Genomic DNA, 20958 nt, shown 5'->3' with positions numbered 1-20958 from the left:
CCGGCCGCAAGGGCTGGTCCCGGGCAGTTTCATGCCGTCAGGCGGGGGCAATTACGCCGAGTCGGTGTTCACGTCGACCGGGGAGATCTTGCCGGCCTGCAGTGCCTCAATGGCCTTGCGCACGCCTTCGCCGTAGGCCGGGTCGGCCTTGGTGCAGTTGGCGATGTGGCGTTCGATGGTCGCCTGGGAAGCGCCGTCGATGGCACGGGCGGTGTTCTCGAACAGTACCTGGCGCTGCTCGGCGGTCATCTTCTCGCGGAAGAGGATGCCGGGCTGCTCGTAGTAGTTGTCGTCGTCTTCGCGGAAGTTGAACCGGTCGGCCACGGCACCAATGGCCTGGGCCGGGTCGCGGTAGGCCGGCTGTTCCTGCCAGCGGCCGTAGCCGTTCGGCTCGATGCCCGGGGTGGCGCCCTGGTTGCCGTCAACGCGCATGGCACCGTCACGGTGGAAGGAGTTGACCAGACCGGCGCCACGCGGGTAGTTCACCGGGATCTGGTGGTGGTTGACACCCAGGCGGTAGCGCTGTGCGTCGCCGTAGGAGAACAGGCGACCCTGCAGCATGCGGTCGGGGGAGAAGCTGATGCCCGGAACCACGTTGGCCGGGGTGAAGGCAGCCTGCTCAACGTCGGCGAAGTAGTTCTCCGGGTTGCGGTTCAGCTCCCACTCGCCAACCTCGATCAGCGGGTAGTCCTTCTTGGACCAGACCTTGGTCAGGTCGAACGGGTGGTACTTGTAGGTCTCCGCGTCTGCCTCGGGCATGATCTGGACCATGAGCTTCCACTTCGGGAAGTCGCCCTTGTCGATGGACTCGAGCAGGTCGCGCTGGTGCGACTCGCGGTCCTCGCCGACCAGCGCGGCAGCCTCGGCATCCGTGAGGTTCTTGATGCCCTGCTGCGTGCGGTGGTGGAACTTCACCCAGTAACGCTCGCCGGCGTCGTTGATGAAGCTGTAGGTGTGCGAGCCGAAGCCGTGCATGTGGCGGTAAGACGCCGGGATGCCGCGGTCGGACATGACGATGGTGACCTGGTGCAGGGCCTCCGGCAGGTTGGTCCAGAAGTCCCAGTTGTTCTCGGCGCTGCGCAGGTTGGTGCGCGGGTCACGCTTCACGGCGTGGTTGAGGTCCGGGAACTTCAGCGGGTCGCGGAAGAAGAACACCGGGGTGTTGTTGCCCACCAGGTCCCAGTTGCCCTCTTCGGTGTAGAACTTCACCGAGAAGCCGCGGATGTCACGCTCGGCGTCGGCTGCGCCGCGCTCGCCGGCAACGGTGGAGAAACGGGCGAACAGTTCGGTCTTCTTGCCGACCTCGGAGAAGATCTTCGCCTTGGTGTACTTGGTGATGTCGTTGGTCACCGTGAAGGTACCGAACGCACCGGAGCCCTTGGCATGCATGCGGCGCTCGGGGATGACCTCGCGGTCGAAGTGCGCCATCTTTTCCAGGAACCAGACGTCCTGCAGCAGCATCGGGCCGCGCGGACCAGCGGTCAGGCTGTCCTGGTTGTCCACTACGGGCGCGCCCGCAACGGTTGTCAACGGCTTGGTGTTATCAGCCATTTAGTTATCGCTCCTTGTCGGATCTTCCAATTGAAGGTCTTTCGTGGCCGTGCAGGCGGGACAGATGCCCCAGAACGTGACCTCGGCTTCATCAATCGCGAAACCGTGGTCAGCGCCCACCGTCAGGCACGGCGCCTCGCCCACAGTGCAGTCGATGTCGGCAATATCGCCGCACCGCCGGCACACCACATGGTGGTGGTTGTCGCCAACCCTGGCCTCGTATCGCGCCGGGGAGCCTGACGGCTCGATCCGGCGCAGCAGTCGGGCGTCGGTCAACGCGGCAAGCACGTCGTACACGGCCTGTTTTGAAACCCCGCCCAGCTCGTCCCGCACCATGCCGGTGATGGAATCGGCGTCGGCATGCGGGTGCGTGCGGACTGCTTCCAGCACCGCGGTCCGCGGACGGGTGACGCGCAGCGAAGCCTCGCGCAACATGTCCTCGGGTTCCCTCATATCGACCATGCCAGCCATTCTGTCAGCTTTTCTGGACTCAGTCCAGAATATGTTTTGGAACGAGTCCAGAATAGTCGGTGAACGGCTGGTGTCATCAATCCCGACGGCGGTGCTTGGGTTTGCCGCCGACCGCGTCCGGGGCGCCACGTTTCACTGTTCCGCCGTATCAGTCCGAGAAAGGTGCTGCGGGCAACTAGAATCGCCGCCATGCCCAAATTGTTGGCCGATACGGCGCCGCTAAAGGAGAGCCTGGATTTCCGCAGGTTGTGGGTCGGCACGTCGCTCTCTGCCATCGGTGCACAGCTGACGGCGGTGGCAGCGAGCCTGGAGGTCTATCAGCTCACCGGTTCAACCTGGGCGGTGGGCGCGGTCGGCGTTGTCGGATTGATTCCGCTGGTGCTCGCCGGGCTCTACGGCGGCTCAGTGGTGGACGCCCACGACCGACGAAAAGTAGCACTGTATTCCGGCCTGGTGTTGTGGGCCTGCACCGCGGTGTTTGCACTGCAGGCGTGGTTCCAGCTGGAACAGGTGTGGTTGCTCTATCTAGTGATCGCGGTGCACTCGGCCGCTGCCGGGATCAACCAACCGGCGCGCAATGCAATTGTGCCGCGGCTGGTGCGGCGCGAGATGCTGCCCGCGGCTAATGCCCTGACCATGATGACGTTCGGGCTGGGCATGACCATCGGGCCGCTGGCTGCGGGTTTGCTGGTGGCCAATGTGGGCTTCGGCTGGACCTACACCCTGGACGTCCTGACGTTTACGGCGGCCATCTGGGCGGTGGTCAAGCTGCCGCCCATCCCACCCGAGGGTGAGGTGCGCAAGGCCGGCCTGCAATCGGTGGTGGAAGGCCTGCAGTTCCTGCGCACCCGTCCCAACATCAGGATGACGTTCCTGGTGGATATGGCCGCGATGGTCCTGGCCCAACCGCGTGCGCTGATGCCGGCCATTGGAGCGGTGATCATCGGCGGCGGCGAGGCAACGGCAGGCATCCTGCTGGCTGCGGTGGCAGCCGGTTCCTTTGTGGCGGCCGTGTTCTCCGGCCCGTTGGGAGGCGTCCGGCGGCAGGGGCTGGCGGTGCTGTGGTGCGTGGTGGTCTGGGGGATCTCCGTCGCCGGGTTCGGCGCCGTCGTCGTCATGGCCGGCCGTTCCGACGCCGCGGCTGCCGGCCACGTGAGTGAGTGGTTGCTGCCGGCGGCCCTCTGCCTTGCCGTAGCCGGTGGTGCGGACACGGTCAGCGGCGTCTTCCGCAACACCATCCTGCAATCGGCGACGCCCGACGCCATGCGCGGGCGGCTGCAGGGAATCTTCATCGTGGTGGTGGCCGGCGGTCCGAGGCTTGGCGATGCCGTCGCCGGTGGAGGCGGTCAATGGCTGGGCGAGGGGTTCGCCGCCCTCGCGGGCGGCATCGCCTGCGTGTGCATGGTCGGGCTGCTGCACCGGTTGCAACCCAGATTCGCCCGCTACGACGATAGGCACCCCGAGCCGTAGGCGCCGGGCCGCTGCGGAACTTGGCCCCGGATTCCGGCGTTGGATTAAGTGTCCGGTAGATACACTGAAACCGGACATGCTGCGTCGGCAGCGGCAGAGGGCCGCATCGGCGCGAGAGGACTTATACGCTGTGCACAACCACTTCAACGGACTGAAAACGGCAGGATTGCTGGGCGGACTCTTCGCCTTGCTGCTGGCGATTGGCGCGCTGTTGGCCAGCGGGACCGGCAGTGGCAGCTGGATCTGGATCATGGCCCTGATCGGTGTGGGCACCACGGCCTACAGCTATTGGAACAGCGACAAGCTGGCTATCCGCAGCATGCAGGCCTATCCGGTCACCGAAGCCGACCAGCCCGGAATGTACCGAATCGTCCGAGAACTATCTACGCGGGCGAACCAGCCGATGCCTCGGCTCTATGTTTCCCCGACCATGGCACCGAACGCCTTCGCCACCGGGCGCAACCCGAAGAACTCGGCGGTCTGCTGCACCGAGGGGATCCTGCGCCTGCTGGATGAGCGCGAACTGCGCGGCGTGCTGGGCCATGAACTGATGCATGTCTACAACCGGGACATCCTGACATCCTCCGTTGCCGCCGCCGTGGCGGGTGTCATCACCTCGGTCGCCCAGTTCCTGCTGTTCTTCGGCGGCCGCGACCGCAATGCCAACCCGCTCGCGCTGATCGCCATGTCCCTGCTGGCGCCGATCGCGGCCATGCTGATCCAAATGGCGGTCAGCCGCACCCGCGAGTACGACGCGGACGAGGACGGGGCCACGCTGACCGACGATCCGCTGGCGCTGGCCTCGGCGCTGCGCAAGCTGCAGTACGGCACGCAGCAGGCGCCGCTGCCGCAGGACCAGAAGCTGGTCAACACCAGCCACCTGATGATTGCCAACCCGTTCAAGGGCGGCGGCGTCAAGAAGATGTTCAGCACCCACCCGCCGATGGACGACCGCGTGGCGCGGTTGGAACGGATGGCCGGACGGCCGCTGGGCTACTGAGGCCGGCATGCGACTGCTGCTGATCCGGCACGGCCAGACTCCTTCCAATGTCCGTGGGTTGCTGGATACCGGGGCACCGGGGGCCGAGCTGACGGAGTTGGGCGAGGAGCAGGCCCGTGCGCTGCCGACGGCGCTCGACGGCGAGCGGATCGACGCGCTGCTGGTCTCCACTTTGGTGCGCACACAGCTGACTGCGTCTCCGCTGGCTGCCGCACGAAAGCTCGAGACCGATGTTCACGACGGACTGCGCGAAATTTCGGCGGGCGAGCTGGAAATGCGCGGCGACCGCGATGCCGTGATTGCGTACATGACCACGGTCTTTGCGTGGGCGTCGGGTGACCTGGATCGGCGGATGCCCGGCGGCCCGGACGGACACGAATCGTTCGGCCGCTTCGATGCGGTCATCGACGAAGCCCGGGCCTCCGGCGTCGGCACCCTTGCGGTGGTCAGCCACGGCGCCATGATCCGCAGCTGGGCCGGCGCGCGGGCGTCAAATCTGACCGTCCCGTTCGTCGCGCAGAACCAGTTGAGCAACACCGGAGTGGTGGTCCTCGACGAAGGCCCGGGCGGCTGGGAGGCGCTGACCTGGATGGGCCAGGCCGTGGGCGGACCCGCACTGGCCGCCCCGCTCGCCGACGGTCCCACCGCCGATGCGGTCAACCCGGACCGCATCCCCACCGATTCCCGGGACTGACGACAGGCCGGCCGGCCAGCCAGCGACCGCCGTCCCACTGTCCGGCGCCCTTACCCGCTACCCTTGACCGGACCAGCCTTGCCGGCGCCTGCCGCCTGTTCCTCCCACGTGTCACAATCCAGCCCTGCGCGGTGTCCTATGTTTGTAACCACAAAACTTCAGGGAGCTCGCGGTGAGTACACATCAACGGATCGTCGTTATTGGAGCAGGCTACGCCGGAGTCATGGCCGCGAACCGGCTGGCCGGCAGCAAGGAACTGACAGGCAAGATCGGCGTGACCGTCATCAACCCCTTCGCGGACTTCGTCGAACGGATCCGGCTGCATCAGGTGGCGGCGGGGAGCCGGGAGTCGGCCTCTGTCCCGATGGAAACGGTGCTGCACCCGCTGGCCACGCTGGTGGTCGGCCAGGCCGCACGGATCGATCCGCGCGCCCACAGCGTCCACTTCGACGACGGCCGCGCCCCGCTGGAATATGACTTCCTGGTCTATGCCCCCGGCAGCGCCAGCCAGCCCGCCCCTTCCGAGTCCGGGGGCTACGCACTGCACGACGCCCAGTCCGCCGCCCGCCTGCGGCCGGCCTTGGAGCAGTTGGCGCCCGGCGCCGTCGTCAGCGTGATCGGCGGCGGCCTGACCGGCATCGAGGCCGCTGCCGAAATTGCCGAGGTGCATCCGCAGTTGAGAGTGCAACTGGTCTCGCGCGGGCAGGTGGGGGAGGACCTGTCCGACGGCGGCCGCCGCGCCTTGCTCGCCCAACTCCGGGACCTCGGGATCCAGGTCATGGAAGGGCGCCGGGTTGACCGATCGGATGGGCAGCGGATCACACTGGCGGACGGCACGTGCCTGGACTCCGACTGCACCGTCTGGGCTGCCGGTTTTACCGCTCCAGGTCTCGCCCAAGCGAGCGGGCTGGCCACCGATGCCGACGGCCGACTGCTTGTCGACTCAGCCTTGGCCTGCCCCGACTTCCCGGAGATTTTCGGCGCCGGCGACGCTGTCCACGCGCCGGACACGGTTGCCTCGCACCTGCGGATGAGCTGTGCGATGGCCATGCCGATGGGTGCTCACGCCGCCGACAACGTTATTGCCCGAATCCGGCAGCAGAGCCCTCGGGAGTTGTCCGCCGGCTTCCTGCTGCGTTGCATCAGTCTGGGCCGGAAGTCCGGGCTGGTCCAACCCGTGCGGGCGGACGACACCCCGCGCCGTCTTGCCTTGAGCAAACGGGCCGGAGCTCTCGTGAAGGAGCAGGTGTGCCGCATGACGCTGTCCTGGATCAGGGGAGAACGGCGGCGCAGCGGATCGTACAGCTGGCCGAGCGGTCCTCGTGCCGTCAGGGTCCACTAACAGCGGCAGAGCAGGCCGAGCCGAAGCACGACGACGGCCGCGCACCTGGGGAGGTGCGCGGCCGTCGTCGCACAGGCTAGGTGGGGTCGTTTGACTGTTCGCCTCCGTCAGTCGGACAAGTCGCCCTTCCGGGGGCGCGCTTCGGCTACAGCAGCGAACGCCCGGGCAATGCTCTCCACCGCTTGTACTCCGCGGTCGTTGGCGTTGGGGGCAGCCTCAATGATTGCCTCTAGTACTGCGGCCTTGGCCTGCCGCTGCAATTCCCTAATCGTCTTTACTTCTTCATCCATTGTCGGCGACCCTCCCAGTTGCTGTGATGGTGCTTACAGGACGGATTTTATACGTCATCAGCATCTTGACGAGTTCTCAGGGGCTCTACTTCATCCCACGGCTGGTCAGGAACAGTGCCTACGGCATAGGACAAGACAAGGACCGCAGCCTGGTGTTGCGGCTGCGGTCCTTCCTGCTTCAGTGGACCCCCGTGGGGACTACCGCCTCAAGCGACGCTTTGGCCGAGGGTTGTCGTGCGCTACCGGTAATTAATGAACTGCAAATCGACGTCCAGATCAGAACCCTTGAGCAGGGAAATGACTTCCTGCAGATCGTCGCGGGACTTGGAGGTGACGCGCAGCTCGTCACCCTGGATCTGGGCCTTCACGGCCTTGGGGCCCTCGTCGCGGATGATCTTTGAGATTTTCTTGGCCTGGTCCTGGGCAATGCCCTCCTTGATGCCGGCCTCAATCCGGTATTCCTTACCCGAGGCGAACGGCTCGCCGGCGTCCAGAGACTTCAACGAGATGCCGCGCTTGACCAGCTTGGACTGCAGCACGTCCAGAACGGCTTTCACACGCTCCTCGGAGTTGGCCTTCATCAGGATCTTCTCGCCGCTGAAGTCAACTTCGGCACCGACTCCCTTGAAGTCATAGCGCTGCGCAATTTCCTTCTGCGCCTGGTTCAAAGCGTTGGCAACTTCCTGCTTGTCCACCTTGCTGACGATGTCGAACGAAGAATCGCTGGCCATGGTTCCTCCTGGGTCGGGGCGTTTGTGCTTGGCACCAGCCTACTGAATCGCGTAGCGGCGGCGCAGGTTTCGCAGATTTCCCAGCTTTCACGCAGCTTTCGTCCATCGTTCCTTCATCCGGATCCGCCAGAATCACTGTGTTGTATCAATCACCGATCTCCAGGAGAAGCACATATGGGAGCCCGCCCGCGGTACATCGTCACATCGATCAGAGAAGCCGCGGGTTCGTTCCTGACGGCCACCGCCGTCGCCACGGTGGTTGTGATGGGTTCCGCGCCGGCCTCGGCCGCCACTGCCTCCCCGTCAGCGGTGCAGCCCACTGCGAGGGCCGTCGGCACTGTTCCCTTGCTTCCGCGGGAAATGAAGGAGCTCGAGCGGCAACAAGGGCAAGAACTTACAGGCTTCGCAGGCGGCGACGCCAACAGCCCGGACGGCGACCGTATCAGCGCGGCCGGCGACCGCATCAGCGCGGCCGGCGACCGTATCAGCGGCGCCGGTGCGTCCGCTGAAGCTGGCACACTCCTCGAAGCTGACTCCGTGTCGCGCTTGGATGGCATCCGTCGGGAAATGGACCAGGCGGTGCAGATGCATTTGGTCACTGCGGCCCAAGCCGACCGCTTTGTGAGCCAGATGCACGAGCGGATTCTCCGGGGTTTATAGCTGCTAAGAACCCCGATTCGATTCTTGGGCCGATCTTTGTGTAAAGTTGTCTTGCTTCCTCACGGGGAAGCGGTCTTCTGATGAAGAAGGCGTTCGGCAGATTACCCGAGCGGCCAAAGGGGGCTGACTGTAAATCAGCTGGCATTGCCTACGGGGGTTCGAATCCCTCATCTGCCACCGAACGGGAAACCCCGTCTGACCAAGTGACTTACTGGTTGGACGGGGTTTTTCCGTACAAGCCGGTTTTACCGGCCGCCGCTGGTTCACCGCGACAGCGGGCCGGGACCGGCGTCGATAGACTTGACCGCGGATGTGACCGGCGGCGACTGGCCGCCATGACGAGGAGTTCTCTTGCGACAATTCACCGCCCGCTTCGCGACGCCGGAGGAAATCGAGGCATGGGACAGCCATGTCACGGCGAACCCCAATGGCGGCAACATGCTGCAGGCCAAGGCCTACGCCGCGGTGAAAGCGGAACACGGGTGGAAGCCGCTGTACCTCGCGTATGAAACCGACGGCTACACCAGCTACAACCTGGTGCTGGAAAAGCAGGTTCCGCTGCTGGGCAAGTACTGGTACATGATCAAGGGACCGGATGTCGCCTCTCCCGACGACCTGCCCGGCATTTTCGAAGCAAACCGCCGTTTCTGCCGTGAGCAGGCGCGGGGTGTCTTCGCGATCCGGATCGAGCCGGATGTGGAGGCCACTGATGAAACGCGCGCTCTGCTGGCACGCGAAGGGCTGGTCAAGATGCCGGACCTGCAGCCGAACGATCACACCGCCATCGTGGATATTGCTCCGGAGCCGGAAGTGGTCCTCAAGAGCTTCTCATCCCGCGGCCGCAACGCCGTGCGCCGGGCGATCCGCGAAGGCGCCGAAGTAGTCACGGCCGAGCCGACGGAGGAGAACTTCCGGGCCATGTTCAACCTGATGGGGCAGGTGCAGCAGGGCCAGAAAAACGTGCAGGTCCGCTCCTTCGAATACTTCAAGGCTTTCTGGGGCAACTTCATTGCCGCCGGACAAGGCAGGCTGCTGTTCACGTACGAAGACGGCAAGCCGTCCGTGGGAGCATTTGTGGTCAATTACGGACGCAAGGGCACCTACAAGGACGGCGGATCGCTGCCGCGGCGCAAGCAGTACGGCGATTCACATCTCATCCAGTGGACGGCGATGAACCAACTCAAGGAACTGGGCATCACCAGCTACGACCTGTGCGGAACTCCGCCGGCATCCGAGCTTAAGAACCCCGAGCATGAGTACTACGGGCTGGGCCTGTTCAAAACCAGCTTCACCAAGACCATCACCGACTTCGTTGGCTGCTATGACCAAGTGATCTCCCCGCTCAAGTACAAGCTGTGGTCGGCTGCCGGGGAGAAGATCGCCCGCGGGCTCTACGTGCGCCGCCGCCACCAGCCATTCTACTGAGCAGGGGAGCGGCCCAGCCAGGGTCGCTCCGCCGCAGCGGCCCGGCCAGTTCCTGAGCAGCATCCCTGCCCCTGCGCGCCAACACGCCTCACGCCGCTTCGCTTAGCGGCAGCGGATAGATGTCCCAGAGGAAGCAGTACGTGGTTGACCCGGAATTGTGCATGACGTTGTAGTACAGCCATTGCCACCCTGATGCGTCGTTATGGTCGGCTGCAGCAGGCGGACAGTCGGCAGGCGTGTACCACTTTCCATCGCTCCAGATGTAGTGCAGGTCGCCCACGTAGGTGGCTGCCGGCCCGGCGCCGGGTTTGCCGTGCGGCAGCCCGATCCTGTCCTTCAGCGAGGCGCCGTCGCCCACGGCGTACAGTTCGGTCTTCGACGGATCATGGGCGAACGGGAGCTTCTCGCTCAGCTGGTCCATCAAGCCGATGCTCTTCGCGATGGCGGCGTCGAGTTCCAGGCCGTCGGTGACAATCAGGACGGTGTAGCGGTTCATGTCGTTCCCCTCCGATGGCGGTGTCCGGTGGAATCGACCTTAGGGAGCCCGGCACCGCCGCCGGTAGGCTGCACGGCAGGTTGTGGATAACGGCCGAACCGCCACGGATAGGCTGCACGGCGGGTTGTGGATAAACCCTCGGCAGCTCATGCGCTGAGCGAACACGGGGCGACAGGCTGCAGCCCGGCGCGTAGCGTAGACCTATGGCAACCATCGATATCACCGAGGCCCAGTTCCCGCAGACCATCGAAGAGAACGACATCGTGTTCGTTGACTTCTGGGCCGACTGGTGCGGCCCCTGCAAGCAGTTTGCCCCCGTCTACGACGCGGCTTCCGAGCAACACAGCGACATCGTCTTCGCCAAGGTGGACACCGAGGCGGAACAGAATCTTGCCGCGGCCGCCGGAATCACCTCGATCCCGACCCTGATGGCCTTCCGTGAAAAGGTGCTGGTTTTCTCTCAGCCCGGCGCCCTAAACTCCACCCAGTTCACTCAGCTGGTGGACGCGGTCAAGGGCCTGGACATGCAGGAAGTCCACGCCCAGGTCGCTGCCCAGCAGCAGGCGGGGCAGGACGGCCAGGCAGCCGAGTAGCCTCCCGCGATCAAGAACCTCCCGAGGGAGCAGGGCGATTACCCTGCTCCCTCGGTGCGTTAACTGGGTGCCTTGACGCCTGCCCCCGCGCCGCCGCGTTCAATGCCAGCGGTGGTCCTGCGGCGCCAGCCGGGGGCCGAAGGCCGGTTTGCGGAAACCGCTGAGCACCAGCATTCGCACCACCCGTTGCCGGTGTCCCCGCCACGGTTCAAGGAGCTCAAGCATTCCGGCGTCGTCCGTCTTGCGCCCGGTGAGGGCGTAGCCCACAAACGCCGCCAGATGGAAGTCGCCCACTGACACCGAATCAGGGTCCCCGTGGGTGCGCTGCGCCGTCTCGGCCGCGGTCCACGGTCCAATCCCCGGTATGGTGCACAGCTTGCTGGCCAGTTCCGCTCCTGCAGGCAGCGACGCCAGCCGCTCCAGGGCGCCGGCGGAGGAACAGGCACGCATGATCGTGGCCGAGCGCTTCGAGTCCACCCCGGCGCGGTGCCAGTCCCACGACGGAATGCGCCGCCACCCCTGGGCGGTTGGCGGGACCATGAGCCCGTCCGGAGCAGGTCCGGGCGCAGGGGACCCGTGTCGCCGGACCAGGTATTTGTAGGAGTAGCGCGCCTCGATCGTAGTGATCTTCTGCTCCAGGATCACCGGCACCAGTTCGTCGATCATCCGCCCGCTGGCCGGCAGACGCAGCCCCGGATGCCGCCGCCGCGGCACGCTCACCAGCCGCGGCAGGCCCGCGTGGAATTCCGGTGCGTCGAAGCCGGACCAGTCATCGTTGACCCCCAGCAGGGCCGGCAGCCCGGCCAGTGCTTCTTCCGCGCCTGGCCCCCACGCCTGTCCCATCACGACGGCGGTGCCCCGGCTTCCTGCCTCGACCGGGCCGTGGGCGCCGTCTTCTTGGAGTGTGTGTTCCCAACGACCTTCGTTGTCCCGGTGCGGGCCGCGGGTGATGCGCAGGGTGGCCGCACCGGAGGAGGTATTCAGCGTCAGCCAGGCACCGGCGTCGTCAATCCGGGCGGTGGGATCCTGCTTGCCCCGGGACAGGATGGACAACGTCCCGTGCAGGTCGTAAGGCTCCGGGAACTCAACCGCCCTGGTGAGTCCGGTGGTGCCGGACACGGAGGCAGTGGAAAGCATGGATTAATCGTCGCACGCGGCGCCGACAGTTGCTGCCCGGCCCGCACTCCGGGCGCCCCCACCGGCGCCGGCGTGAACCCGTCTTACGCCGGATGTGCCCCGTTATGGGCTGGCAGGTAGATTTGGGTTCATGAAATATGCCAATTCTGTTCTGGACCTGATCGGCAACACACCGTTGGTCAAGCTGAACAAAGTGACCGAAGGTATTGCTGCCACCGTCCTGGCGAAGGTGGAGTATTTCAACCCGGGCGGATCGATCAAGGACCGCATTGCGGTGAAGATGATCGAGGAAGCCGAGAAGGACGGGCGGCTGAAGCCCGGCGGCACGGTAATCGAACCCACCAGCGGCAACACCGGTGTGGGGCTGGCGCTGGTGGCCCAGCAGAAGGGCTACAAGTCCATCTTCGTAACCCCCGACAAGGTGGGCCTGGAAAAGCGCGACGTGCTCAAGGCCTACGGCGCCGACGTGGTGGTTACGCCCACGTCCGTGGCTCCGGACAGCCCGGAATCCTACTACGGGGTCTCCGACCGGCTGGTGACCGAGGTGGACGGCGGCTACAAGCCGGACCAGTTCAACAACCCGGCAGCTCCGGCCAGCCACTATGAGACAACCGGCCCGGAGATCTGGCGCGATACGGACGGCCAGGTCACCCACGTGGTGATCGGCGCCGGCACCGGCGGAACGATCACCGGAACCGGGCGCTACCTGAAGGAAATTTCCGCCGACCGCCCCGGCGGCCCGGTGAAAATCATCGGCGCCGACCCGGAGGGCTCGGTCTACTCCGGCGGCACCGGACGGCCGTACTTCGTCGAAGGCGTGGGCGAGGACATGTGGCCGGACAACTACGACAAGTCCGTGCCGGACGACGTCCTGGCCGTCAATGACGCGGAAGCGTTCGCGATGACCCGCCGGCTGGCGCAGGAAGAGGGACTGCTGGTCGGCGGATCCTCCGGCATGGCCGTGGTGGCAGCGCTGAATGTGGCCAAGGACCTGGGCCCGGACGACATTGTGGTGGTGATCCTGCCGGATTCCGGTCGCGGCTACCTGGGCAAGATCTTCAACGACGAATGGATGAAGTCTTACGGCTTCATCGCCGGCGGAGAAGAAGCCACGGTGGGCGAGGTGCTGCAGCGCAAGAGCGGCCGGCTGCCGGATCTGGTGCACACCCACCCCTATGAAACGGTGCGCGACGTCATCGAGATCATGAACGAATACGGTGTCTCCGTGTTGCCGGTCCTGTCGCAGGAACCGCCGGTAGTCATGGGCGAGGTGGTCGGAGCCGTGAACGAACGGGAGCTGACTGCCAAGCTGTTCAAGAACGAAGCGAAGCTGACCGACAAGGTCGGCGACCATCTGGGAGCAGGAATGCCGCTGGTCGGATCGCTGGAGCCGGTGTCCGCCGCGCGGGAAAAGCTGCAGTCGGCCGACAGCGTGCTGGTCACGCTGGCCGGGGCGCCGGTGGGCGTGCTGACCCGGCACGACCTGCTGACCTACCTCACGAGCTGAAGGAGAGAAGAATGAGCGCAGAGAACAACCAGGGCTTCAACACCCGGGCCGTGCACGCCGGCCAGGTGCCGGACGAAGCCACCGGCGCGGTGGTGCCGGCAATCTACCAGTCTTCGACCTTCGCCCAGGACGGCATCGGCGGGCTGCGCAACGGCTATGAATACGGCCGCGGCACCAACCCCACCCGCGACTCGCTGCAGGTGCAGTTGGCGGCGGTGGAGGGCGGCAAGCACGCGTTCTCCTTCGCTTCCGGCCTGGCCGCCGAAGACGCGCTGATCCGCGCCCTGCTCGCCCCGGGCGACCACATTGTGCTGGGCAACGATGCCTACGGCGGAACCTACCGGCTGATTAACCGGGTGCTGGGCGCCTGGGGCATCGGCCACACCGTGGTGGACATGTCCGACACGTCGGCGGTAGCCGCAGCGGTCAACGAGCACAAGGCCCGGTTCCTCTGGGTGGAGACGCCGTCCAACCCGATGATGAAGGTCACCGACATCGCAGCGCTGGCCGAACTGGCCCACGGCGCCGGTGCGCTGCTGGTGGTGGACAACACCTTCGCCTCGCCGTACCTGCAGAACCCCTTGGCCTTCGGCGCCGACGTCGTGGTGCACTCGACCACCAAGTACATCGGCGGACACTCGGACGTAATCGGCGGCGCCGTGGTGCTCAACGACGACGCGCTCGCCGAGAAGATCGGCTTCGTGCAGTTCGCCGTGGGCGCCGTGTCCGCCCCGCTGGACGCCTTCTTGACCACCCGCGGCCTCAAGACCCTGGGCGTGAGGATGGACCGGCACTCTGCCAATGCGCAGGCCGTGGCCGAATGGCTGCAGGGCCGGTCCGAAGTCGAGGCCGTTTTCTACCCGGGCCTGCCCGACCATCCAGACCACGAGCTGGCCAAGAAGCAGATGCGCGGCTTCGGCGGCATGGTCTCGGTCTCCTTCACCGGTGGCGAGGCGGCGGCACGCAAGGTCGCCGAGTCCACCACGGTGTTCACGCTGGCCGAATCACTGGGCGGCATCGAGTCGCTGGTCAACTACCCGTCGGAGATGACCCATGCCTCGGTGAAGGGCACCGAACTGGCCGTGCCGGAGAACCTGATCCGGCTGTCCGTGGGCATCGAGGACATCGAGGACCTCATTGCCGACCTGGAACAGGCTTTCGCCCAGCTCTAGACACAGCTGACTTCACCAGCTCAGCAGCGCAGAGGCCTACGGTACCGGAGGACGGACCGTAGGCCTCTGGCGTGTCTCGGGCGCGGAAGGGAATACTGTGCCCATGGATCCGAACAAGCAGTACCCACCGGCCAGCGTTGTCCCCGGTCTGCAGTCGCGGAAAGCGGCGGAACTGATCGAGTACCTCACCGGCACCGTTGGGTTCATCGAACACGCCCGGTTCGAAGAGCACGGTGTAGTGCTCCACGCCGAGCTGCTGTGGCCGGAAGGCGGCATGGTGATGGTCTCCAGCCACGCAGAAGGCACACTCTGGGCGCGTGAGCCGGGCTCGGCCCAGCTGAATGTGTACACCCACGATCCGGATGACCTCTACGCCCGGTTGCAGGCCGCGGATGCCTCCATCATCCGCGACCTGCAGGACACCGACTATGGGGACCGCGGCTTCGCCATCAACGATCCGGACGGCAACCTCTGGGCCTTTGGCAAGTACCGCGGGCAGCCGCTGCCCAGCGCGGGCGGGTCCGAGGACCAGGACATCAGCTACGAAGGCCACGCCTAGGCAGGCGCCCGGCAAACATACGATGGCGACATGACGTCTGGATTTCTGCTGGCCCTCTGCCGGCTCCACGCGCTGAAGCCCGATGCCAGCAAGGTGGGAATCACCGGGATCGACAAGCGACCGGTCGACGGCAGGATCCCCCTCCACGCCCTGGGGCTGCGCGCTGATGTGCAAGCAGACCGCAAGAACCACGGCGGTGAGTTCAAGGCCCTCTACGCCTATGCCCAGGAAGATGCCGAGACGTGGTCGGAAGAGCTCGGGCGTGACATTCCGCCGGGTTTGTTCGGCGAGAACCTGCGGACCACCGGCGTGCAGGTCAGCGGCGCGTTGGTGGGGGAGCGGTGGCAGGTGGGCCCGGAGGTCGTCGTCGAAGTAACCATGCCGCGGATTCCGTGCGCCACCTTCGCCCGGCACATGGATGAGCCCCGGTGGGTCAAGCGCTTCCTGCAGCAAGGGCTGCCCGGCGCCTACCTCAAGGTCATCACTGCCGGCTCCCTTGCCGCCGGCGACAGGATCGACGTCGTCTTCCGGCCGGGCCACGGTGTCAGCGTGGCGGAGTCATCGCTGGGGCTCACCCCGGAGCAGGCGCAGGCCCTCCAAGCATCAGAGGCCAGCGGCGAAATTGCGCTGCACGGCAATGTCGGCAAGGCAGTCCGCAGGGCCCTGGGCCGGGCCCGGGTGCACGCCTAACGGCAACATAGCTGCCAACCGCGGTCCACGCGGGTCTCCACGCGCTCGCTGGCGCTCGCTTGGTCGACCACCGAGTCCACAAGCGCTGGCTTGGTCGACCACCGAGTCCACATGGTTGTCCCCTGGACCGATGCGCCGTAGTCTTTATGCAACTTGTTGTGCAAAGGAGTGCAGAGTGGCCGTGGCGTACCCGAACCTGTTTGAACCGTTGGACCTCGGCTTTGCCGTCCTGCCCAACCGGGTGCTGATGGGGTCCATGCACGTAGGGCTTGAGGAACTGCCCGGCGGGTTCGAGCGGATGGCCGCCTTCTATGCCGAACGCGCCCGCGGCGGCGTCGGACTGATCGTCACCGGCGGCATCGCCCCCAATGCCGATGGCAGGTTGCAGCCCGGCGGGGCGATGATGACGACGGCGGAGGAGGCCGCTCGCCACCGCGTCATCACCGATGCGGTCCACGCCGAGGGCGGGCGTATCGCGCTACAGCTGTTGCATGCGGGCCGGTACGCCGCGCATCCGGAGCCGGTGGCACCCAGCCCTCTGCAGGCTCCCATCAGCCCGTTCCGTCCCCGCGAACTGAGCGAGCAGGACATTGAGCAGACCATCGAGGACTTCGCCGCCGCTGCGGCGCTGGCCCGCGAGGCAGGGTACGACGGCGTGGAGATCATGGGCTCGGAGGGCTACCTGATCAACGAGTTCATCGTGGCCCGGACCAACCAGCGCACCGATGGCTGGGGCGGCAGCTACGCTAACCGGATCCGCTTCCCGTTGGAAATCGTCCGCCGCACCCGCCAGCGCGTGGGGGAGGACTTCATCATCATCTACCGATTGTCCATGCTGGACCTGGTGGAAGGCGGCTCCAGTTTCGAGGAAGTGGTCGAACTGGCCTGCGGCGTCGAAGCGGCCGGGGCCACCATCATCAATACCGGCATCGGCTGGCACGAATCCCGGGTACCGACGATCGCCACCTCGGTGCCCCGGGCGGGCTTCGCCTGGGTCACCCGCCGGCTGATGGGTGCAGTCGGAATTCCCCTGGTGGCAACCAACCGGATCAACAACCCGGACACCGCCGAACAACTCCTGGCCGATGGATGCGCGGACATGGTCTCGATGGCGCGGCCCTTGCTTGCCGATCCGGCGTTTGTGCTGAAGGCCTCGCGCGGCCAGGCGGACGAAATCAATACCTGCATCGCCTGCAACCAGGCGTGCCTGGACCACATTTTCGCCGGCAAGATCACCTCCTGCCTGGTCAATCCGCGCGCCTGCCACGAAACCGAACTGGTGATCGCACCGGCAGCTGAGCCAAAGTCGCTGGCCGTTGTCGGCGCCGGACCGGCCGGTCTGGCCTGCGCCGTCACCGCCGCCTCGCGCGGCCACAGGGTCACGCTGTTTGAAGCCGCGGAAGAGATTGGCGGCCAGTTCAACCTGGCCAAGCAGATCCCCGGCAAGGAGGAGTTCCACGAAACCATCCGCTACTTCGGCCGCCAGCTGGAGCTGCTCGGCGTCGACGTGCGGCTCAAGACCCGGGCGACGGCGGCCGAGCTGGCCGACGGCGGATTCGACGAGGTCGTGTTGGCTACCGGCGTGGTGCCGCGCATACCGGATCTGGACGGCGTGGACCACCCGAGCGTAGTCGGCTACCTTGACGTACTGCGCGACCACCGGGAACTCGGTGACACGGTGGCAGTGCTGGGTGCCGGCGGCATCGGATTCGACGTCAGCGAGTACATCACCCAGGCCGGCCCCAGCGCCACCTTGGACCCAGAGCGGTTCCGCGAGCACTGGGGGATCGACGACGACCCGGCCGTCCGCGGCGGCCTCACCGAACCGCGGCCCGGCCGGCCGGCCCGGACGGTCATCCTGCTGCAGCGCAAGGACGCCAAGATCGGCGCCGGGCTGGGCAAGACCACCGGATGGATCCACCGCGCGGAGTTGAAGAGCCGTGGCGTGCAGATGATCCCTGCCGCCACCTACCGCAAAATCGACGACGACGGACTGCACCTGACCGTCGACGGCACCGACTCGGTACTCGCCGTCGACAACGTGGTGCTCTGCACCGGGCAGGAACCACAGCGGGAGCTGCTGCAAGCGCTGGAGCGCCTGCGCCTGCCGGTCCATCTGGTGGGCGGCGCAGACGTCGCCGCCGAACTCGACGCCAAACGCGCCATCAATCAAGCAACCCGGCTCGCCGCGGCGCTCTAGCGGAAGGTACCCAACCATGTCCCTGCCGCACGCCATCCTCACCGCGCTGCTGGAGAAACCCGGATCCGGCGCAGAACTGGCCCGCCGGTTCGACAAGTCTTTCGGCTTCTTCTGGCCGGCCACGCACCAACAGATTTACCGCGAATTGGCCAAACTGGAACTGAACGGGCTGGTCCGGTCCACCGGCCGCGACTCCAGCCGGGGCCGCGCGAAGGACTACACGGTGCTCGCCGCCGGCCGGAAAGAACTGAGCCGTTGGACGCTGGAACAGCAGGAGCCTCGGCCCGTGCGTGAGGAATTGATGATCCGGCTACGCGCGTCCTCGGTGCTGGGCGACGTCCCCATCACCGCTGAACTCGAGCGGCATCTCGGCCTGCACCGCAGCCAACTGGCAACCTACCTCCAGCTGGACGAACGGGGGACATGGAACGACGCCAACCGGCTGCAGCGTGCCGTGCTGCAGGCCGGCATCATGTTTGAGCAGACGTGGATCGAATGGGCGGAACAAACGCTGGCGCTGCAGCCCGCAGCGGTGGCTGATCACGCAACCAGCGCGCCGAGGTGACCTGCTGTGCCGAACGTCACCGGCCGTCGTCGTACCTTCCCGAAGAAATGAGCTCCCGGTATGACGTACACTGGATGCATCCCCCACTGTCGGTATTCCCTTAGTTCTGCGCGATAATGCCACTCACGGTCTTGTCGAAGCGTCTGATTGGTGTGTGGGTCCGCCTCTAAACGGCGGGCAGTTTCATGTTTGGGAGCGCCGGCTAAAGAAAACGCCGCTAGGTTTCCCCGCAGAGTGCGGGCAGCCAGCGAAGCGGCGGAAAGCCCTGCCACGGGATTGGAATAGCGCCGGGCTTTGAGTCAGAGGATCGCGGACATCGATGTGCCGCGGCCACCGGTCCCCAGCTGAATACGAGGAACTGCCCCGTGTCCGAAAACACTGTTAATATCCTGCCCGAAAACACCGACGCCGCTCCGGCCGTTGAAGAAGAGAACACCGTACTTTTCACCGACTTCGGCCTCGACGGCCGCGTCCTGGCCGCTCTGAACGACGTCGGCTACGAAAAGCCCTCGCCGATCCAGGCCGCCACCATCCCCGTGCTGCTCGAGGGCCGCGACGTCGTGGGCCTGGCCCAGACCGGCACCGGTAAGACCGCTGCCTTCGCCATTCCGGCGCTGTCCCGGATGGCCGAACTGCCGCCGACCAAGAACACCCAGATCCTGGTGCTGGCACCCACCCGCGAGCTGGCCCTGCAGGTGGCGGAAGCGTTCTCCTCCTACGCCGCGCACATGGACGATTTCACCGTGCTGCCGGTCTACGGCGGCTCCGCCTACGGCCCGCAGCTGGCCGGCCTGCGCCGTGGCGCACAGGTTGTTGTCGGCACCCCCGGCCGCGTGATCGACCACATTGAAAAGGGTTCGCTGGACCTGTCCGAACTCCAGTACATGGTGCTGGACGAGGCCGACGAAATGCTGCGCATGGGCTTCGCCGAAGAGGTGGACCAGATCCTCTCGAAGACCCCGGAAGACAAGCAGGTGGCCCTGTTCTCGGCGACCATGCCGACCGCCATCCGCCGGATCGCCAAGAAGTACCTGAAGGACCCGGCCGAAATCACGGTCAAGGCCAAGACCACCACCGGCACCAACACCCGTCAGCGCTACCTGCAGGTCATGGGCCCGCACAAGCTCGACGCCATGACCCGGATCCTGGAAGCCGAAGATTTCGACGGCGTGATTGCCTTCGTGCGCACCAAGATGGCCACCGAGGACCTGGCCGACAAGCTTAAGGCCCGCGGCTACCGCTCCGCCGCCATCAACGGCGACATCCCGCAGCAGCAGCGTGAGCGCACCGTCGAGGCCCTTCGCGACGGCAAGATCGACATCCTGGTGGCCACCGACGTTGCCGCCCGCGGTCTGGACGTCGAACGCATCACCCTGGTGGTCAACTACGACATCCCACATGACACCGAGTCCTACGTGCACCGCATCGGCCGCACCGGCCGTGCCGGACGCTCGGGCGACGCCATCCTGTTCATGACCCCGCGCGAGAAGTACCTGCTGCGCGCCATTGAGAAGGCCACCCGCCAGCCGGTCGAGCAGATGCACCTGCCCTCCGCCGAGACCATCAACAACCTCCGGATGCGCAAGTTCGCGGAAAAGATCACCGAGACCCTGGCTTCCGAAGACGTTTCGATTTTCCGTGACCTAATCGCCAACTACGAGACCGAGCATGACGTTCCGGCAGCCGAAATTGCCGCTGCCTTGGCCGTCATGGCCCAGGGCGGACGCCCGCTGATGGTCCAGGACCTGCCGGAAGCACCGAAGGGCCAGCGCGAGCGCGCCGGCGGCGGACGTGACTCCATGAATTCCCGCGGCCCGTCCCGCACGCTGACCGAGGGCAACGCCACTTACCGGATCGCCGTCGGACGCCGCAACCGCGTGATGCCCGGCTCCATCGTCGGCGCTATCGCCAACGAGGGCGGCCTGTCCGCCGCCCAGATCGGCGGCATCGACATCCGCTCCGACCACTCGCTGGTCGAGCTGCCCGCGGACCTGAGCAAGGACCAACTGCGCGCACTGTCCAAGACCCGCATCGGCGGCGAACTGATTCACCTGGAGCTCGACGCCGGCCGCAAGCCGCGCCGGGACCGCGACGACGTCGGCGGCGGTCACCGCGGTGGATTCCGCAGCGACCGGGCAGACCGGCCGTTCACCAAGAAATTCGACAACGACCGCCCCTACAAGAAGAAGTTTGACGGGGATCGTCCGTACAAGAAGAACGACGGCGAACGCAGCTTCAGCGGCGACCGTGCCGACCGTGGTGGCTTCGGGGGCGAACGCAGCTTCGGCGGCGACCGCGACCGCAGCTTCGGCGGCCCGCGCAAGCCCCGCCACACCCGCGGCTGATCACCGCCGGATCCGCTCGCAACCCTCCGGGGCATCTGTCATGGACAGGTGCCCCGGCGG

The 20958-nt window shown here is 66.0% G+C and carries 20 protein-coding genes and 1 tRNA gene; 15 read left to right on the top strand and 6 right to left on the bottom strand.

The window, feature by feature from the left end; all coding sequences use genetic code 11:
* Positions 1-51 precede the first annotated feature (51 nt).
* Together AC5RW2_RS29470 and AC5RW2_RS29465 are read right to left on the bottom strand one after the other, a co-directional pair.
* Positions 52-1551: a catalase gene (locus AC5RW2_RS29470; RefSeq protein ID WP_493939547.1), complete on the bottom strand. Its 1500-nt coding sequence runs from the start codon at positions 1549-1551 to the stop codon at positions 52-54.
* Entirely contained in the window at positions 1552-2013 is a 462-nt protein-coding gene (locus AC5RW2_RS29465) for a Fur family transcriptional regulator (protein ID WP_493962324.1), read from the bottom strand.
* Between the two features lie 198 nt (positions 2014-2211).
* Here AC5RW2_RS29465 and AC5RW2_RS29460 point away from each other — a divergent pair, with 198 nt between their 5' ends.
* The 4 genes from AC5RW2_RS29460 to AC5RW2_RS29445 all read left to right on the top strand — a co-directional run bounded on the left by AC5RW2_RS29460 (position 2212) and on the right by AC5RW2_RS29445 (position 6528).
* Positions 2212-3492, top strand: coding sequence for an MFS transporter (locus AC5RW2_RS29460; protein ID WP_493962323.1), 1281 nt, complete (start codon positions 2212-2214; stop codon positions 3490-3492).
* A 130-nt stretch (positions 3493-3622) separates the two neighbouring features.
* Positions 3623-4492, top strand: a complete 870-nt coding sequence (htpX, locus tag AC5RW2_RS29455; RefSeq protein WP_493949402.1) for a zinc metalloprotease HtpX — start codon at positions 3623-3625, stop codon at positions 4490-4492.
* A gap of 7 nt (positions 4493-4499) precedes the next feature.
* Entirely contained in the window at positions 4500-5186 is a 687-nt protein-coding gene (locus AC5RW2_RS29450; protein ID WP_493949403.1) for a histidine phosphatase family protein, read from the top strand.
* 172 nt (positions 5187-5358) lie between these two features.
* A complete protein-coding gene (locus AC5RW2_RS29445; protein ID WP_493962322.1) occupies positions 5359-6528 on the top strand; it encodes an NAD(P)/FAD-dependent oxidoreductase in 1170 nt (389 codons plus the stop codon).
* A 107-nt stretch (positions 6529-6635) separates the two neighbouring features.
* Here AC5RW2_RS29445 and AC5RW2_RS29440 read toward each other — a convergent pair whose 3' ends face one another.
* Together AC5RW2_RS29440 and AC5RW2_RS29435 are read right to left on the bottom strand one after the other, a co-directional pair.
* Positions 6636-6818 carry a hypothetical protein gene (locus tag AC5RW2_RS29440; RefSeq protein ID WP_493962321.1) on the bottom strand — a complete coding sequence of 61 codons (183 nt, stop codon included), beginning with the start codon at positions 6816-6818 and terminating at the stop codon, positions 6636-6638.
* 239 nt (positions 6819-7057) lie between these two features.
* On the bottom strand, positions 7058-7549 hold the full coding sequence (locus AC5RW2_RS29435) for a YajQ family cyclic di-GMP-binding protein (protein WP_136787638.1): 492 nt from the start codon (positions 7547-7549) through the stop codon (positions 7058-7060).
* Between the two features lie 360 nt (positions 7550-7909).
* On the opposite strand from AC5RW2_RS29435, the gene AC5RW2_RS29430 reads away from it, so the two are divergent.
* From AC5RW2_RS29430 to AC5RW2_RS29420, 3 genes are all read left to right on the top strand, one after another.
* Positions 7910-8209 (top strand): hypothetical protein, encoded by a 300-nt coding sequence (locus tag AC5RW2_RS29430; protein ID WP_493962320.1) that lies wholly within the window; start codon positions 7910-7912, stop codon positions 8207-8209.
* A gap of 95 nt (positions 8210-8304) precedes the next feature.
* Positions 8305-8386 (top strand) — tRNA-Tyr (locus tag AC5RW2_RS29425).
* Between the two features lie 174 nt (positions 8387-8560).
* Positions 8561-9634 (top strand): lipid II:glycine glycyltransferase FemX, encoded by a 1074-nt coding sequence (locus AC5RW2_RS29420; RefSeq protein WP_493949407.1) that lies wholly within the window; start codon positions 8561-8563, stop codon positions 9632-9634.
* 88 nt (positions 9635-9722) lie between these two features.
* Here the strand turns inward: AC5RW2_RS29420 and AC5RW2_RS29415 are convergent, their stop codons facing one another.
* Positions 9723-10130, bottom strand: coding sequence for a hypothetical protein (locus tag AC5RW2_RS29415; protein WP_493962319.1), 408 nt, complete (start codon positions 10128-10130; stop codon positions 9723-9725).
* A gap of 203 nt (positions 10131-10333) precedes the next feature.
* On the opposite strand from AC5RW2_RS29415, the gene trxA reads away from it, so the two are divergent.
* Positions 10334-10723, top strand: coding sequence for a thioredoxin (gene trxA / locus AC5RW2_RS29410; protein ID WP_493962318.1), 390 nt, complete (start codon positions 10334-10336; stop codon positions 10721-10723).
* A 99-nt stretch (positions 10724-10822) separates the two neighbouring features.
* Here trxA and AC5RW2_RS29405 read toward each other — a convergent pair whose 3' ends face one another.
* The gene (locus tag AC5RW2_RS29405) at positions 10823-11860 is read right to left on the bottom strand and encodes a DNA-3-methyladenine glycosylase family protein (RefSeq protein WP_493962317.1); all 1038 of its coding nucleotides are present in this window, start codon (positions 11858-11860) and stop codon (positions 10823-10825) included.
* Positions 11861-11990: 130 nt separating this feature from the next.
* On the opposite strand from AC5RW2_RS29405, the gene AC5RW2_RS29400 reads away from it, so the two are divergent.
* The 7 genes from AC5RW2_RS29400 to AC5RW2_RS29370 all read left to right on the top strand — a co-directional run bounded on the left by AC5RW2_RS29400 (position 11991) and on the right by AC5RW2_RS29370 (position 20898).
* The gene (locus AC5RW2_RS29400; protein WP_493962316.1) at positions 11991-13367 is read left to right on the top strand and encodes a cystathionine beta-synthase; all 1377 of its coding nucleotides are present in this window, start codon (positions 11991-11993) and stop codon (positions 13365-13367) included.
* An 11-nt stretch (positions 13368-13378) separates the two neighbouring features.
* Positions 13379-14539 carry a cystathionine gamma-synthase gene (locus AC5RW2_RS29395; RefSeq protein ID WP_493962315.1) on the top strand — a complete coding sequence of 387 codons (1161 nt, stop codon included), beginning with the start codon at positions 13379-13381 and terminating at the stop codon, positions 14537-14539.
* A gap of 103 nt (positions 14540-14642) precedes the next feature.
* The gene (locus AC5RW2_RS29390; RefSeq protein WP_493962314.1) at positions 14643-15098 is read left to right on the top strand and encodes a VOC family protein; all 456 of its coding nucleotides are present in this window, start codon (positions 14643-14645) and stop codon (positions 15096-15098) included.
* Positions 15099-15128: 30 nt separating this feature from the next.
* Positions 15129-15788 (top strand): MOSC domain-containing protein, encoded by a 660-nt coding sequence (locus tag AC5RW2_RS29385; RefSeq protein ID WP_493962313.1) that lies wholly within the window; start codon positions 15129-15131, stop codon positions 15786-15788.
* Between the two features lie 130 nt (positions 15789-15918).
* Positions 15919-17988: an oxidoreductase gene (locus tag AC5RW2_RS29380; protein ID WP_493962312.1), complete on the top strand. Its 2070-nt coding sequence runs from the start codon at positions 15919-15921 to the stop codon at positions 17986-17988.
* A gap of 16 nt (positions 17989-18004) precedes the next feature.
* Entirely contained in the window at positions 18005-18553 is a 549-nt protein-coding gene (locus AC5RW2_RS29375; protein WP_493962311.1) for a PadR family transcriptional regulator, read from the top strand.
* Positions 18554-18918: 365 nt separating this feature from the next.
* Entirely contained in the window at positions 18919-20898 is a 1980-nt protein-coding gene (locus AC5RW2_RS29370; RefSeq protein WP_493962310.1) for a DEAD/DEAH box helicase, read from the top strand.
* Positions 20899-20958 lie beyond the last annotated feature (60 nt).

It is taken from the genome of Arthrobacter sp. B0316-1-20 (assembly GCF_059091865.1).
Note: the sequence above shows the minus strand (reverse complement) of the source record. Positions and strands in the feature narration are given on the sequence as shown.